The sequence below is a fragment of the Pseudomonas sp. Y5-11 genome, from assembly GCF_022368695.1.
Lineage (GTDB): Bacteria > Pseudomonadota > Gammaproteobacteria > Pseudomonadales > Pseudomonadaceae > Aquipseudomonas > Aquipseudomonas parakoreensis.
Map to the genome: position 1 here is coordinate 812,916 of NZ_CP058974.1, position 14,995 is coordinate 827,910.

11 protein-coding genes are annotated in these 14,995 nt (G+C 48.1%); 5 read left to right on the forward strand and 6 right to left on the reverse strand.

The genetic code is table 11. From position 1 onward, the window contains the following. The first annotated feature begins 102 nt into the window (after nt 1-102). Complete coding sequence (locus tag HXW87_RS03655) at nt 103-1,428, forward strand: OprD family porin (RefSeq protein WP_042561899.1); 1,326 nt, start codon at nt 103-105, stop codon at nt 1,426-1,428. Between the two features lie 373 nt (nt 1,429-1,801). Here the strand turns inward: HXW87_RS03655 and HXW87_RS03660 are convergent, their stop codons facing one another. From HXW87_RS03660 to HXW87_RS03680, 5 genes are all read right to left on the reverse strand, one after another. Further along, nucleotides 1,802-2,134 carry a DUF2790 domain-containing protein gene (locus tag HXW87_RS03660; RefSeq protein ID WP_042561900.1) on the reverse strand — a complete coding sequence of 111 codons (333 nt, stop codon included), beginning with the start codon at nt 2,132-2,134 and terminating at the stop codon, nt 1,802-1,804. A gap of 151 nt (nt 2,135-2,285) precedes the next feature. After that, nucleotides 2,286-2,483: a co-regulatory protein PtrA N-terminal domain-containing protein gene (locus HXW87_RS03665; RefSeq protein WP_042561901.1), complete on the reverse strand. Its 198-nt coding sequence runs from the start codon at nt 2,481-2,483 to the stop codon at nt 2,286-2,288. 142 nt (nt 2,484-2,625) lie between these two features. Beyond that, nucleotides 2,626-5,793: a CusA/CzcA family heavy metal efflux RND transporter gene (locus HXW87_RS03670; protein ID WP_042561902.1), complete on the reverse strand. Its 3,168-nt coding sequence runs from the start codon at nt 5,791-5,793 to the stop codon at nt 2,626-2,628. 26 nt (nt 5,794-5,819) lie between these two features. Continuing rightward, entirely contained in the window at nt 5,820-7,043 is a 1,224-nt protein-coding gene (locus HXW87_RS03675) for an efflux RND transporter periplasmic adaptor subunit (RefSeq protein ID WP_042561903.1), read from the reverse strand. 88 nt (nt 7,044-7,131) lie between these two features. Then, on the reverse strand, nt 7,132-8,361 hold the full coding sequence (locus tag HXW87_RS03680) for a TolC family protein (RefSeq protein ID WP_225138954.1): 1,230 nt from the start codon (nt 8,359-8,361) through the stop codon (nt 7,132-7,134). Between the two features lie 409 nt (nt 8,362-8,770). Here HXW87_RS03680 and HXW87_RS03685 point away from each other — a divergent pair, with 409 nt between their 5' ends. Continuing rightward, a complete protein-coding gene (locus tag HXW87_RS03685) occupies nt 8,771-9,445 on the forward strand; it encodes a heavy metal response regulator transcription factor (RefSeq protein WP_080896080.1) in 675 nt (224 codons plus the stop codon). Continuing rightward, complete coding sequence (locus tag HXW87_RS03690) at nt 9,442-10,881, forward strand: heavy metal sensor histidine kinase (protein WP_042561904.1); 1,440 nt, start codon at nt 9,442-9,444, stop codon at nt 10,879-10,881. The genes HXW87_RS03685 and HXW87_RS03690 overlap by 4 nt, the downstream gene beginning before the upstream one ends. Nucleotides 10,882-11,477: 596 nt before the next feature. Here the strand turns inward: HXW87_RS03690 and HXW87_RS03695 are convergent. After that, nucleotides 11,478-12,155, reverse strand: a complete 678-nt coding sequence (locus tag HXW87_RS03695; RefSeq protein ID WP_047297377.1) for a heavy metal response regulator transcription factor — start codon at nt 12,153-12,155, stop codon at nt 11,478-11,480. Between the two features lie 952 nt (nt 12,156-13,107). Here HXW87_RS03695 and HXW87_RS03700 point away from each other — a divergent pair. Together HXW87_RS03700 and HXW87_RS03705 are read left to right on the forward strand one after the other, a co-directional pair. Further along, the gene (locus HXW87_RS03700) at nt 13,108-13,251 is read left to right on the forward strand and encodes a hypothetical protein (protein WP_155401178.1); all 144 of its coding nucleotides are present in this window, start codon (nt 13,108-13,110) and stop codon (nt 13,249-13,251) included. Between the two features lie 56 nt (nt 13,252-13,307). Then, on the forward strand, nt 13,308-14,993 hold the full coding sequence (locus HXW87_RS03705; RefSeq protein WP_047297378.1) for a phosphoethanolamine--lipid A transferase: 1,686 nt from the start codon (nt 13,308-13,310) through the stop codon (nt 14,991-14,993). Nucleotides 14,994-14,995: the final 2 nt, after the last annotated feature.

Consider the following 14,995-nt stretch of genomic DNA (forward strand, 5'->3'; position numbering starts at 1 on the left):
AACGATACAAGTCGGCGACGATACGAAAGCGCAACGCGCTTTCCGTAAACAATAATTCCAGCCGAAGAACTTACTAGTTCTGCCAAACCTAAGGAGTGATTAATGGATAACAATACAAAATTCTCAATGGCCGCTTTAGCGTTGGTTGTCAGTTCTGGGCCTTCCATGGCATTCGCAGAGGAAAAGACTGGGGGATTTATCGAAGATAGTAGTCTTTCCGTGCTAAATCGAAATTTCTACTTCAATCGTGACCATCGTAACGGGCAATCAAGCCCCACAGGCAATGGTTATTCAGAGACTTGGTCGCACGCGATCATCAGTAAATTTGAATCCGGTTTTACTCAAGGCACTGTCGGTGTGGGCGTCGATGCTTTCGCGATGATTGGGTTGAAGCTTGATACGGGTGACGGTCGAAATGGTGGTCGTAGTTCGTTCGATGTACTGCCTGTCAATGGCGATGGTGAGGCTCGAGATGAGTACACAAAAGTCGGTGGGGCAGCAAAGGTTCGCGCTTTTGACACAGTAGTGAAAGTTGGTGATGTTTTTCCAGCGAACCCCGTCGTGGCTTCTGGCGACTCAAGACTACTACCCGAAAGTTTCCGCGGTGTAACCGCGACCAATACCAGCATTGAAGGACTGACTGTTCAAGGTGGTCGCCTGCACGCCATGAGCCAACCAGTCTCCAGCAATATGCGCGACAACTTCGCGACATTCTATGCAGGGCCTGTTAATTCACCTTGGGTAGGCTATTTCGGCGGCGACTACAACGTTAACAAAAATATCATCGTTAGTCTCTATTCCAGTCGCCTCAAAGACGCTTGGAATCAATACTATGCGGGCACGGGATTGAATTACTCACTGTCTGATCAGCTTTCTGTATTCGGTGGCGTGAATTACTACAAGGCCGTTGATGAAGGAAAGAAACTGCTGGGAGAATTCGACAACAATATTTGGAGCGCTAAAGTTGGCGTGAAGTATGGTGCGCACTCACTTGCACTTTCTCACCAGCGAAATAATGGTAATGACGACTTCGACTATCTGCGTCAGTCGGACTCTATCTTTCTCGACAACTCGATCCAATACAGCGATTTTAACTCGCCAAAAGAACGTTCGTGGATGGTTCGCTACGACCTCGACATGAGCTCGTACGGCGTACCAGGCCTGTCGTTTATGACACGTTATGGTCGCGGCACCGACGCTGACTATTCCAACGCTAACGCAACATACATGAGGCGCGATGCAGACGGGAACCCGTTGACAGATCAGAAACGTTGGGAGCGCGACATTGAGGTGAAGTACGTCGTTCAGACAGGTTCCTTGAAAGATATGTCTTTCCGCTTGCGGCAAGCGAATACTCGCGCAACCGCTTTTGAATCGGATCTGGATGAGGTCCGTGTGATTGTTGAGTACCCACTCGCCATTCTGTAATACCTAAACGGGAAAATTCTCGGTTCTTCTAAATTGTCCCATTTTTGATTGAAAATTTCAAAATTGTAATTTTTCAATCATCTCCACGTTAACTAGGATTGCTTATAGTGAGTGGGAGTTATTAGGAATCTAGCTAGCGCATCTGGTTAGATCTCTACAGACAAGTAGCAAGCCTGTGAAAATCTGGAAACTCATTGTTGCTCAGTTAAAGCTACAATTTCACCTTTAGAAGCTCCTTCGGAAAAGGGTGAATTTTTAAGACGTCCCTCGGGACGTCTTTTTTATACCTGTTCGAAGCGAATCTAAAAAACGCCCGATTCCTATTTTTCATATCAGTCGAGCGTTATAGATTGTTCAGATAGTAGGATAGCTACTAGCCACCACGTTTGCGACACTCTCCAGCCACAGTGTACCTAATCGTATTTAGCTGCCCATTTGAATCTTCATAAGTCATGGCGGCTGGCACCACCGCGCAGACTTTTGCAGGCCGCACCACACTGATCACTTTCACAACATCCATCTTCATTCCGTACTCGTATTGTTTCGCTACAGGTGCGCTTTTCCCTTGGCTAATAGCATACTGCTCCATAGCTTTAGCATTAGCCGCCATCATTTTCTCAAAGGTTTTGTCTCCTCCCCCTTCAGCAGAGACAAGAGAGGATAACGCCAGAGTTCCAGCGAGAGTAATAATGCTCATGAATTTCATATTGAGTACCTCATATATTAACAGTTACCAGAATATCAACTAGAACATTGCGTAGGTGTGGCGCCAGGATTACCGATGTCCAATCTGCCATCCAAAAAAAACCGCAACCGGAAACCGGAAGCGGTTTTTTTTATTCAGCGTACTGCTACATTTACATTTCATCAGTCTCATCTTTAGCATCACTTGACACTACTGGCTCGATTTTTCCTTCTTTAGCCACGTACTTCTCCATTGCTAGATCATTTGCGACCATCATTTTCTCAAAGGTTCTGTCTCCGCCACCTTCGGCTAAAGCAACTGAAGAAAGGACTAAAGCACTCGCAAGAGCAAAAATTTGAGCAATTTTCATACTGACACCTCATCTAGTTGACACTCTTAGGGTATCAATTCGAACCTATCAACACGGTGGCGCCTAGATTACAGATTCGTTATGTTGCGCACATAAAAAAGCCCCCCATCGAATCTCGATAGGAGGCTTTGAGAAAACTAAATTATATGGATGCTATTTTGTCGTCTTTGGTTTCTTCCTCGTCTCGGCGGTGCACCCATTGATAAAGAGCAGGCAGTATCAGCAGAGTCAACACAGTTGAGGATAGGATTCCCCCGATTACTACGGTAGCTAGGGGTCTTTGAACCTCTGCCCCCGTTCCGGTTGCCAGTGCCATCGGAATAAACCCAAGAGAGGCCACGAGAGCTGTCATCAACACCGGACGTAAACGTGTGAGAGCCCCTTCATTAATTGCGGAACTTAAAGAATGTCCTTCCTCGCGTAGATTACGTATGAAAGCGATCATCACCAGACCGTTTAGCACCGCCACTCCCGACAACGCGATGAAACCAACACCTGCCGAGATCGATAGCGGGATGTCTCTCAGCCATAAAGCCATGACACCCCCTGTCAATGCGAACGGAATACCAGTAAACACCAGTAGGCCATCCTTGAGGTTGTTGAACATCATGAACAAGAGTGCGAACACCAGAAGCAGGGCAACCGGCACTACAATCTGTAGTCGCTTGGCAGCGGATTGGAGCTGCTCGAACTGCCCTCCCCAAGTGGTCCAGTAACCGGATGGGATTTGCACTTCCTTATCAATGGCGCTACTGGCCTCCTGTACAAAAGAGCCGATATCACGCCCACGCACGTTGGCGCTGACGATCACCAGACGCTTGCCGTTTTCTCGGCTGACCTGGTTAGGTCCCAACACTAGATCGAGGGTCGCCACCTCTGAAAGAGCTATGAATCCGATCTGGTCAGCATTGGTGTTGAGCAACGCCGGTACCGGGATTAGCAATGTGGACAATCCCTCGAGATCCTTACGCATCGCGTCGGATAAACGCACCACCATGTCAAATCGGCGGTCTCCCTCATACATCGTACCGGCTTGTCGACCGCCAACTGCCACCGCAATGGTGTCTTGCACGTCGCCTACGTTGAGTCCGTAACGGGCGGCTTTGTCGCGGTCGATGTTGATGGTCAGTACCGGCAGTCCCGACGTTTGCTCAACTTTGACCTCGGAGGCACCATTGATCTTCAGCATTGATGCGGCGATTTTTGCAGCGGTGCCGTTGAGCACCGCCATGTCATCACCGAATACCTTGACCGCCACATCACTACGTACGCCTGAAATCAACTCGTTGAAACGCAGTTGAATAGGCTGAGAAAGCTCATAGTTGCTTCCGGGCATCGCAGCTGCAGCTTTTTGAATATCGTCTATCAATGCCTCCCTTGATTTATTCGGATCAGGCCATTGACTCTTCGGCTTGAGCATCACATAGCTGTCAGAAATGTTTGGAGGCATTGGATCGGAGGCAATTTCGGCAGTACCTGTACGACCAAACATCCGTTTGACCTCCGGTACTTTTGCCAATACCAGGGTTTCAAGGCGTTGCTGCATCTCTACCGATTGCGTCAGGCTGGTACCTGGGACACGCAATGCTTGCAACGCGAAATCGCCTTCGCTGAGACTCGGCACAAACTCACTACCCATCCGACTTGCGACCACACCGCATATTGTGATCACGCCTAATGCCATGGCGAATGCCAACGATCGATGGCCCATGACCCAGTCCAAAGCTGGAGCATACATCCGGCGGGCGCCACGCATGATGACGTTTTCTTCTTCCTTGACCTTGCCGGTCACGAACATCGCAATCGCAGCAGGGACAAAAGTTACTGACAACAACATCGCCCCCAGTAAGGCGATCACTACGGTGAAGGCCATCGGGTGGAACATTTTTCCTTCGACGCCAGTAAGCGCAAAAATCGGTAGGTACACGACCATAATGATCAACTGACCGAAAATTAATGGTCGGCGTGCTTCCTTGGCAGCAGCGAATACTTCGTGAAAACGTTCAGAGCGAGTGAGGATGCGCCCGTGGTGTTGCTGCGCATGGGCCAAACGCCTGATGGCGTTTTCAACAATTACCACCGCACCGTCGACGATGATGCCAAAGTCCAAAGCCCCAAGGCTCATCAGGTTGGCGCTAACTTTATTGGTAAACATGCCGGTGAATGTGAACAACATAGCGAGCGGGATAACCATGGCAGTGATCAGCGCTGCACGTATATTTCCCAAGAACAGGAATAGAATCGCAATCACTAGGATTGCACCTTCGATCAGGTTCTTTTTTACCGTGGCAATCGCCTTGTCCACAAGATTGGTACGGTCATAGACAGTGACTGCTACAACCCCTTTTGGCAGTGAACGGTTGATTTGCTCAAGCTTGTTGGCAACGGCCTGCGCCACGGTGCGGCTGTTCTCGCCGATTAGCATGAACACTGTGCCGAGCACCACTTCACGACCGTTTTCGGTCGCTGCTCCCGTGCGCAATTCACGGCCGATATCCACGGTTGCAACATTCTTCACACGTATTGGCGTACCGTCGACATTGGCCATGACGATATTGGCGATATCGTCGGTGGTTGCTACTTGACCAGGTGCACGAATCAGTAACTGTTCGCCGCTGTGCTCGATGTAACCGGCACCGACGTTAGCGTTGTTGCGCTCCAGCGCTGTAACAAGGTCAGTCAGCGTGAGCTTGTAAGCGGCCAAGCGTTTTGGATCGGGCGCAATCTGATACTCCTTGGCAAACCCGCCAATGGTATTGATTTCGGCGACCCCAGGAACATTGCGCAGTTGAGGCTTGATGATCCAGTCTTGAATCACCCTCAGGTCGGTCGGCGTATAGGGACTGCCGTCCTCCTTGACAGCCCCCTCTTCAGCCTCGACCGTCCACAGGAAAATCTCACCAAGACCGGTTGAGATCGGTCCCATGACAGCTTCCACACCTTCTGGCAGTTGCTCTTTGGCCACCTGTAATCGTTCGTTGACCAATTGCCGAGCGAAGAAGAGGTCCGTGCCCTCTTTGAAAATAACAGTAACTTGCGACAAACCCGAGCGTGACAGCGAACGAGTTTGTTCTAGAGCCGGTAAACCAGCCATTGCTGTTTCGATGGGGAACGTGATGCGTTGTTCGGTTTCCAGTGGTGAAAAACCTGCTGCCCCCGTGTTGATTTGCACCTGGACGTTGGTGATATCGGGAACCGCGTCGATCGGCAGCTTCTGATAGCTTGCTATACCGAGGCCGGCCATGAGGAAAACCGCGAGCAGTACGATAATGCGCTGCTCGATGGCAAATTGGATCAGGCGTTCGAACATGAGAACCTTCTCGTGGAAATGGCGGATCAGTGGGCGTGTTCAGCCGAGGCTTTACCCAATTCTGATTTCAAAATGAAACTACCGGCGGCGGCGATTTGAGCTCCGGGCTCCAGGCCTTCCTTGATCTCGACCAGACCCGCCGAACGACCACCTGTCTCCACTGGCTGAGCTCTAAACCCGTCCTCCGTTCGAACGAAAACAGTTTGCTTGTCCTCGACCGTCTGAAGAGCCGCCTCTGGTACAGCGACCTTTGTCTGCCGAGTACCGGTGTCAACCTGCACGGTCACAAATAGCCCCGGACGCCATGCACCTTGTGGATTTTCCAATGTCACGCGGACCGTGGCTGTACGGGTTTGCTCGCCCAACAAACTGCCGACATAGGCCACGGTTCCAGTGACTTCAGCATTCAACTCCGGCGCACTGACCTTGACCGATTTGCCTACGAGTACCTTGTTCAAATCCTTTGGTGAGACTCCAAAGGTCACCCACACACGCGACAAGTCGGAGAGCGTAAAGGCATTGGTGGTTTCGCTGACAACTTCACCGAGGGCCAAATGTTTCTCGACTACAACCCCGTCAAACGGCGCACGCAATTCATATCGATTACCCCCGCTGGCGACCGAGCTACCACTCAGTACGCTAATTTTTTGCCGAGCATTGCTGAGAGCAATTTCAGCTTCTTGCAAAGCCTGGCGGGCTTGCAGGAAGTCCTGTTCTGCAGAGATTTTGTCCTGCCATAACTGTCGCTCTCGCTCGTAGGTAGTACGCGCCAACTCAAGACGACGTTGCGCAGCGGCTTGTTCACTGCGCTGATCAGAAATTTGTTGGCTAGCGATTACGGCCAGCAACTGACCTTTTTTCACTGGTTGACCAAGATTGGCATGAACCGACTCAACGACACCAGGTACGCGGGGCACCACGTGCGCAGTGCGGTCTTCATCAAAACGGATTTCTCCAGGAAAGGGCAATGAAAGGCTGATGCTCTGCGCTTTCGCTTCAACCAGTTGGATGCCGGCAGAGCTGATCTGCTCTTCGCTCAGAGTCAAATGACCCTCTTCAGCTTCGCCTTCTGCGTGTTCGCCCTCGGCCGGTTTTCCGTCAGCAGTTTCATCGCCGTGATCGTCATAGCCTTTGCCCTCCTGAGTCTGAGCTTCAGCTGAAGGCACCGATGGGCTTGTCATCCAAAACGAACCGATGCCTATACCTATTGCCAAGGTTAGTGCCGAGACGAGGATTAGTTTTTTATCCATGGAGACTCCCTGCGCAACCCAGTCGGCATTCACGGATTAACGTGGTATTGCGATACTGAGCAGCGGTAAAAAAAGCGTTATATGAAATTCACGGGGTACGAGTGAGAATGGCAACATCACCGAAAATTCGCTCGATACGCACCCAGGCGTCTGTCGCCTCGGCGATGGCTTGGATGTATTGCGTGCGAGCGCTAATCAATGTGCGCTGAGCATCGAGCACGTCGAGAAAGTTAAACTTACCCATTTCGAAACCTCGGGTAGCGGTATCGACGGCACTTTGCGCTGCAGGCAGGATGGTTTGATTGAACGACGCCACTTCAGTGTTAGCAGTCAGCCACTGATCTAAGGTGGTTTGGATCTCTGTGCGCAGTCGTAACTCACTGGCATTCCGAAGGTCGCGAGATTGATCGGCACGGCGGGCTGCGGCCAGTACGTTGCCTTGGTTACGGTTAAACAACGGGATGGGCATAGATAGCCCTACGACATTCACCCGCTCGCGCTCACGCTCGTCGTATTGACTCCCGATACTCACGGTCAGGTCCGGAATTCGACGAGCCTTCTCAAGACCAAGAGAGGCTTCCCGCTGATCTATTTGCAGTTTTGCTAATCGTAGCTCTGCAGTTTCACCAATTCGGCTAAACAGCAGCGACGAATCGGGCACGGTTGGCATCGACCGATTTGGATCACCTACGGACACAAATGCAGGCAAAGGCGCCCCCATGACCTGAGCGAGTCTCTGGTAGGCACTGGCCTCATCCCGCTCAGCCCGCCTCAACTCTAGGCGCACTTCTGATAGCTGAACCTCTGCGCGCGTACCTTCAACGGGTGAGGATTTGCCACTCTTGATGCGACCTTGCGCTGCACGCAAACCGCGCTCGGCGAGCTCAAGTGATTGACGTGACAGCAGCAGTCTTTGCTGAGCCGTTGAGGAACTATAAAAAGCCTGAATGACATCGGCACGCAGAACGTTACGCTTGCGCTCCAACTCAATCCCCGCTGCGTCCTGAGCTCTATTGGCCACTTCAATCCTAGCTCCACGCTTACCGCCAAGCTCTATCGGCTGGCTGATCATTACCGTCGTGGTGCGCGAGTTTCGCCGAGTATCTTCAGCCTCCCAGGAAACCTCAGGGTTTGGAATCAATCCAGCCTGCTGTCGCTCTCCCTGAGCAATACCTGTCTCCCATTGAGCGGCCGCTAGGTCTGGGTTGTTGGAAAATGCAGTTTCAAGCGCTTGATCCATTGTGAGCATTTGAGCGTTTGCGGCTAACAAAGGAGCATTCAAAAGAGCAAGGATCGAAATAAGACCTGCTTGTAGCATGGTTTTATGCGTGATTGGGTGAGCAATAAACTTTCTAAACCGAAGTAATTCCATCATTCCCCAAAACCTTTATACAAAAAGAATTTCCCATGAGGCAAATATAATTCCGTACACCTATCAACAAGGTGACTGAAGAATTACAAATACGTTATCTAACGAATAAGCCTCACTTAATGCATTAGGATTAGGGCAATAAGTGCTCGCACCAAGCGACATCCCTAGACAAAAACGGGAGGCGGCTCTTGTACTACAGGGTGACGAGGGTCGCACGAAACCTTGTTAGTTTTAAACTCTATGATCCCAGAAAATTAAAAATGCAACCAGAATCCAACGTTTAAACAGATGGTTAACTTTAAACAGATTCTACGAAAAGAGCCATTACGAACCACTTTAAGAAGGGTTAATTCCTATGCGTATTCTTGTGATAGAGGACGAGCCAAAGACTGCTGAATACTTACATCAGGGTCTAACTGAAAGTGGCTATATTGTAGATTGCGCATCGACAGGAGCTGATGGACTCCATCTGGCACGGCAGCAAGCTTATGATCTGGTATTACTTGACGTAAATCTTCCTGAAATGCACGGATGGGACGTTCTTGAAAATATTCGGCGGTCTAGCAGTACTAGGGTAATGATGCTTACTGCAAGAGGACGCTTAGAAGATAAAATTAGAGGATTGGATCTGGGGGCTGATGACTATCTTGTCAAGCCATTTGAATTTCCAGAGTTGCTGGCAAGAGTACGCACTCTAATGCGTCGTAGCGAACACATACCAATTCAAGAAGTGTTAAAAGTTGCTGATCTTGAACTTGATCAAGGAAGGCATCGCGCATTTCGCGGAAAACAACGCATAGATTTGACGACGAAAGAATTCGCACTGCTCCATCTATTAATGCGTCAATCTGGAGAGGTGTTATCTCGTACTCAGATCATTTCATTGGTTTGGGACATGAATTTTGATTGCGACACCAATGTTGTCGAAGTTTCGATACGTAGGCTCAGAGCTAAAATAGATGACCCATTTGAAACTAAATTAATCCATACGCTCCGCGGCGTAGGTTATGTACTGGAGGAGAGAAAATGAAGCAAGTCAGCCTGTCAATGCGATTGGGTTTGACAGTAAGTATAATGGGAGCAGTACTAGTAGTTTCTTTAGCGATTCTGGCCTATTTAGCGCTTACCCACGAGCTTGATTTGCGTGCAAAAAACAGCTTAGAAAAGAAAATGAATCAAATTGAGCACAGTTTACTGATGGATATCAGTACTAGCAACATGAGCCTAAAGCCACACGCACTATTAGATCAAGTGCTAGGGCATGACAATCTTAATCTCACTATTTTTGATGATGAAAATCTGAGTGTCCCTGTCCTGAGTTTTGGAGCAGATATAACCGTAGTTTCTAGGAGCAAAATCGGAGCAACCGATAGCACTAAGATTTCTTACTACTCCTCGGCACAGGAAAGCGAAAATCACATCCTCACAGCAGCGAAACTCATGAGGCTAAAAGATGGTGAATTCGTATCAGTCTTGCTGACTATGGACCGCTCGAATGATGAATCACTGTTAAGCTCTTATTTGAGTTCAACCATCGTAGCGGTTCCGCTGTTGTTGATCCTTATTGGTATCAGTGCTTGGGCGATAGTGCAACGCGGATTGTCCCCACTCCGGGAATTCTGTGAAGTTGCGGGAATGGTATCAACCCAAGATCTCAGTCACCGACTCTCCGTTGTCAATATGCCCCAAGAGATCAGTGAGCTAGCTCATGGCATAAATTTCATGCTTCACCGACTTGATAGCGGAGTCCAACAACTCACTCAGTTTTCAGATGATTTGGCGCATGAGTTGCGGTCACCGATTACGAACCTTATGGGGAAAGCACAGGTAACTCTTTCTCGTGATCGCTCAGTAAAGGAGTATAAGTCTGTACTAGAGTCTTGCACCGAAGAGTTGGGGCGAGTCACTAGAATTATATCTGATATGCTTTTTTTAGCCCAAGTAAGTCACCCAGCCGCACTTGTACCATTCGAAAACATTTTGCTGGAAGACGAAGCTTTAAAAGTAATTGATCTTTTTTCTCTTTCGGCTGAAGAAAAGTGCGTCGGCATAACCGTCAGTGGTCAGGGTAAAGTTTCAGGCGATCGACTCATGATTCAGCGCGCCATTTCGAATCTTTTATCAAACGCCATTCGTCACTGCCCGATAGAAGAGTCGGTTGTTATTTCCATTGAAACGCGAACCGAAGAAGTCTCCCTTTCAATAAGCAATCCCGGAGTGGGAATTGAACGCCATCACTTGCTTAATATCTTCGATCGTTTCTATCGAGTGGATAATAGTCGCTCACGAGCTGAAGGTGGCACTGGATTAGGATTGGCTATTGTCCGATCTATCATGAGCCTCCATCATGGAACAGCAGATGTCTTTAGTATACCAGGGCATCCGACAACCTTCAGAATTACATTCCCGAAGAACATTTCAACTAGTAACTTAAACTCTCAAAGACCGGGGGAGGTTTTTAGTTAGGATTTAATTTAATCAAAAGCAATATAAAACAGCTTGGCTGCACGAGTCAGATCACTAGGTAATATATAAGTGGGGATCGATGCTTAAAAACCCAAAGACAACATTACTCTTTTTGCTCAGCCAGAGATGAAACCGATGACTCACCAATGGATAGTGAAGATTTAATAGCCCTGTGCAAAATATAACCTTCGTCAAGATACATTACTAGTGCCCAAGAGCAATCCAACGTGAACATCTATTGGTACCGATCTTTGTGATACCCACCTATTACGCAGGTTGATCATGCCTTCATGGATAATCACTCGAGAGTGTGTGGTCTTGCAGATATAGCGTCGCAACCCCCTACTTCGGAATTAAGCTAAATTCAGCATGTTTATTCTAAACTGCAAATCGTATAGACTTTCGTGCAATCTAGATTTTAACGTTATCTTAAGCGCTTGGTGCAAAATTAAATCCCTACTGCAGAACCATTCCGCTTCCTGAGACAATTTTAGAGATTACATAACTGCCTTTCTATAATCAATATTTTCAGCGCGTTTAATTTAGTGCAATCCAATTATTTCGCACAATATCAAAATAAGAATGGCTAAACGGGGTTAATGGGCACGCGACTCAAGGACATATCCAGCACCTCGCAATGTATGGATAAGCTTGTCGTCAAAAGGATCATCAATTTTAGCTCGAAGCCTCCTCATTGCTACTTGAACAACGTTCGTGTCGCAATCACTACTCAGACCCCAGACAGAAGACTTAATCTGCGTGCGCGATAGCGTCGTGCCTGATTGACACATCAAAAAGTGTAGCAAGGCGAACTCCTTGTTAGTCAGGTCAATTCGCTGGTTAGCGCGAAAGGTCCTGTGCCTACCCAGATCGAGCTCCAAATCGCCAACGCGAAGCACATTTAGCGATGCCGACGACCCAGTTCGACGCATTAAAGTACGGACTCTAGCTAACAACTCAGGAAACTCAATTGGTTTGACCATGTAATCGTCAGCGCCTAGATCAAAACCCAAGACTTTATCCTCAACACTACCTTTCTCGGTAAGCATCATGATCGGGGTAATAATTACCTCGCGAATACTTACAAGTAGATCCCAGTCGTCACTTTGCGGGGGGTTTACGTCTAGTACTACAAGGTCATAAGCCTGTTGGGAGACTAAGTTTATGCCATCGATTCCGTTTTGTATGCAATCAACGATAAAGCCGCTTTCAGTCAGACCCTGGCGCAAATAATGAGCGGTTTTCGGATCGTCTTCTATTATCAAGATACGCATTTATTATAAAGTCTCGATACTAATTGAAAATACCACCACACTCATTTAGGCAACTTTACTCACCGGTTCACTTTAGCATCTCAACTGGATGAGTTAAGCCATTACAGAATATCGCGCATTTTTTCAGTTTCTGTTAAATGAGTGAATTGAGACACACGACCATACGGCAAATAGATTTTAGACTACTTGATGACGATAGATGGTCTTATTACAAATTTGTAATTCTTCAGTCACCCTCGCGATAACTCTTATGCAGTACATTGAGCATGCAATATATCTAAACACTCTAGACGCTGCAGATGTCCCTACTGTTAAACGATGAAAACGGCGCGCCTTGGGGGCGAAAATTTTGTGATGCCATCTCGCATTAGAAAAATGTTGTGGTCGGCTGATTCCCTGCCTCGGGAATCATTGATGACGACCGCGCATGAGCCAGCCAATGTAAGACGAGGAACAGTCACCAACCCGTATTATCAAATGAGCCAAGACTCGCAGACGCCGAGCGGGAAATACAGAATAGCGCAGCCAGGCTTTAACAGAGTTTGAACCCCGATGCCGTACTAAAAACGGCTGCCAAAGCTTTCAACGAATATTTGAAATCAACTGCAAGGCGTCGCCTGACTCCGAGGAGTGTGCGTTATGCGAGTACGGCGATGTTTCGCGCAATGAGGATTATCGGCATTCGAAAGTGGTGAACTTGGTAAGCGCATCAAGACCGCTTTGGTCTCTCATCCGCAACTAGAATTCCTTTTTAGACAACTAGTCGCGCCTATCAGAATAGTGATCTAAACAATTTCATCACCTATGCCTTCGATACTAAGACAGATGCGCAACGTCAGCAAGAAAACCATACCCCCGCGACCCAACCACCATCATTTCGCTCCAAAAAAAATTGTTTTTTAAGTCAAGTCGAGCGGATCTATCAGTACAACACTTACTTGGGGGGCATCTCATGAAAAAAATCCTCATCGGTTTTGGCGTTTTGGCGGTTTGGCTAATCGTGGAGCTTCAACCAACCGAGGAAAGCGTTGAGGGTCACTGGTGCATCCATGAATTACATCGCTCTGTTGCTGATTTTTTCTTCCCTAAAACGTAGCGGCAGTCCAGTGACAGTTTGCGCGCACGATCATGTCGAGATATTCCGAGATACCCATGAATAAAAAAATACCAATTCTGAGTACGAAAATTATACTCAGTAGCAATCAATTAATTATTGCAGTTTCAACTTGGCTTCTGTTGTTCAGTAACTGGCCATTTTGGCGAGTTGTTTGGAAAAGCGTGGGAGGCCTACAAGACGGAAGCATCTTATTTGTGCTTAGCCTGCCTTGGTTCGTGTTGATGTGGCTGTACGTGTTACTCAGCGCGATGGCTTGGGGACGCTTCATAAAGCCTGTGCTAGCCATTGTTCTGTTGGTTGCGGCAGCAGCGAGTTACTTTATGAATAGCTACGGCATTGTAATTGACTACAGCATGCTAACGAATGTTATTCAAACAGACATCTCTGAGACCACGGACCTGCTGAACTGGGAGTTACTGCGATGGATGCTGGGTTTTGGTGTTCTACCGGTGCTGCTTATCACCCGAGTCCGTTTGATACAACGATCGCGCACCCGCGCGCTTGCTCATCGATTGATGGGGCTGGCGGCAGCACTTACCTGTTTGGCAATCATCGTATTTACGCTTTACCAATCTTATGCATCGCTCGTACGTAACCATCGCGAACTCAGATTGATGTTAGTTCCTTCGAATGTGGTTTCGGCAATCCATGGGTATATGCGTCGCCAGCTAGCACAGCCCACAGAACTAAAAATCATTGGTGCTGATGCCCGCCAAGGAGAAACTACTGCGAGTGTAAAAAAATCACGCCTGACGTTGTTAATTGTGGGTGAAACCGCTAGGTCCGCGAACTTCTCGCTTAATGGCTACACACGCGATACCAATCCGGAATTGACTCGGCGTGGTGTCTTAAGTTTTACCAATGTCAGTTCATGTGGAACAGCTACGGCAATCTCCTTACCTTGCATGTTCTTGGATGCGGGTAAACAAGGCTATAAAGACGGTATGGCGTTACGGAGAGAAGGCTTATTAGACGTGTTGCAGCGGGCCGGAGTATCGGTACTTTGGAGAGATAACAATTCGGGTTGTAAAGGTATTTGTGACCGAGTAAAAAATGAGAAATTGAACAATCAGAAAACATCAGGATTATGCAGAGCAGGCGAGTGTTACGACGAAGTCTTATTGCAAGACCTGCAAGCTTACTTGGATCAACAACAGGGTGATTCAGTCGTGGTTCTCCACATGAAAGGTAGTCACGGCCCATCCTACTACAAGCGCTACCCACGCGAATTCGAGCGATTTGGTCCCGTTTGTGATAATAACCAACTAGAGCGATGTACGCGCGAGAGCATAGTCAGTGCCTATGATAACAGTATCGTCTATACAGACTATGTACTTGGACAAACGATTGACTTGCTAAAGCGCAACGCTGAGCGCTTTGATACGGCTATGCTTTACGTCTCTGATCACGGTGAGTCTCTCGGCGAGAACGGGATATACTTGCACGGACTGCCTTATGCTATGGCGCCCAAAGAGCAGACTAGCATTCCCATGGTTCTCTGGATCTCCAAAAACATGCAATCTCGTCAAAAACTAGACGTTCAATGCTTGAGGGAACAGCGAGGCGCATCACTATCCCATGACAACTTATTCCATTCGATATTAGGATTGATGAATATCCAAACTTCGGCATATCGACCTGAGCTTGATCTGTTTAGCGCATGTCAATCCAAAGCCTTGGCCTCATTAAAACTTACTTCAATGACTGGCCAGCAGCAGTAATA

Excerpts from the sequence above, each read along its gene's own strand:
- HXW87_RS03655 (WP_042561899.1), top strand. The coding sequence starts at position 103 with ATGGATAACAATACAAAATTCTCAATGGCCGCTTTAGCGTTGGTTGTC.
- HXW87_RS03660 (WP_042561900.1), bottom strand. The coding sequence starts at position 2,134 with ATGAAATTCATGAGCATTATTACTCTCGCTGGAACTCTGGCGTTATCC.
- HXW87_RS03665 (WP_042561901.1), bottom strand. The coding sequence starts at position 2,483 with ATGAAAATTGCTCAAATTTTTGCTCTTGCGAGTGCTTTAGTCCTTTCT.
- HXW87_RS03670 (WP_042561902.1), bottom strand. The coding sequence starts at position 5,793 with ATGTTCGAACGCCTGATCCAATTTGCCATCGAGCAGCGCATTATCGTA.
- HXW87_RS03675 (WP_042561903.1), bottom strand. The coding sequence starts at position 7,043 with ATGGATAAAAAACTAATCCTCGTCTCGGCACTAACCTTGGCAATAGGT.
- HXW87_RS03680 (WP_225138954.1), bottom strand. The coding sequence starts at position 8,361 with ATGCTACAAGCAGGTCTTATTTCGATCCTTGCTCTTTTGAATGCTCCT.
- HXW87_RS03685 (WP_080896080.1), top strand. The coding sequence starts at position 8,771 with ATGCGTATTCTTGTGATAGAGGACGAGCCAAAGACTGCTGAATACTTA.
- HXW87_RS03690 (WP_042561904.1), top strand. The coding sequence starts at position 9,442 with ATGAAGCAAGTCAGCCTGTCAATGCGATTGGGTTTGACAGTAAGTATA.
- HXW87_RS03695 (WP_047297377.1), bottom strand. The coding sequence starts at position 12,155 with ATGCGTATCTTGATAATAGAAGACGATCCGAAAACCGCTCATTATTTG.
- HXW87_RS03700 (WP_155401178.1), top strand. The coding sequence starts at position 13,108 with ATGAAAAAAATCCTCATCGGTTTTGGCGTTTTGGCGGTTTGGCTAATC.
- HXW87_RS03705 (WP_047297378.1), top strand. The coding sequence starts at position 13,308 with ATGAATAAAAAAATACCAATTCTGAGTACGAAAATTATACTCAGTAGC.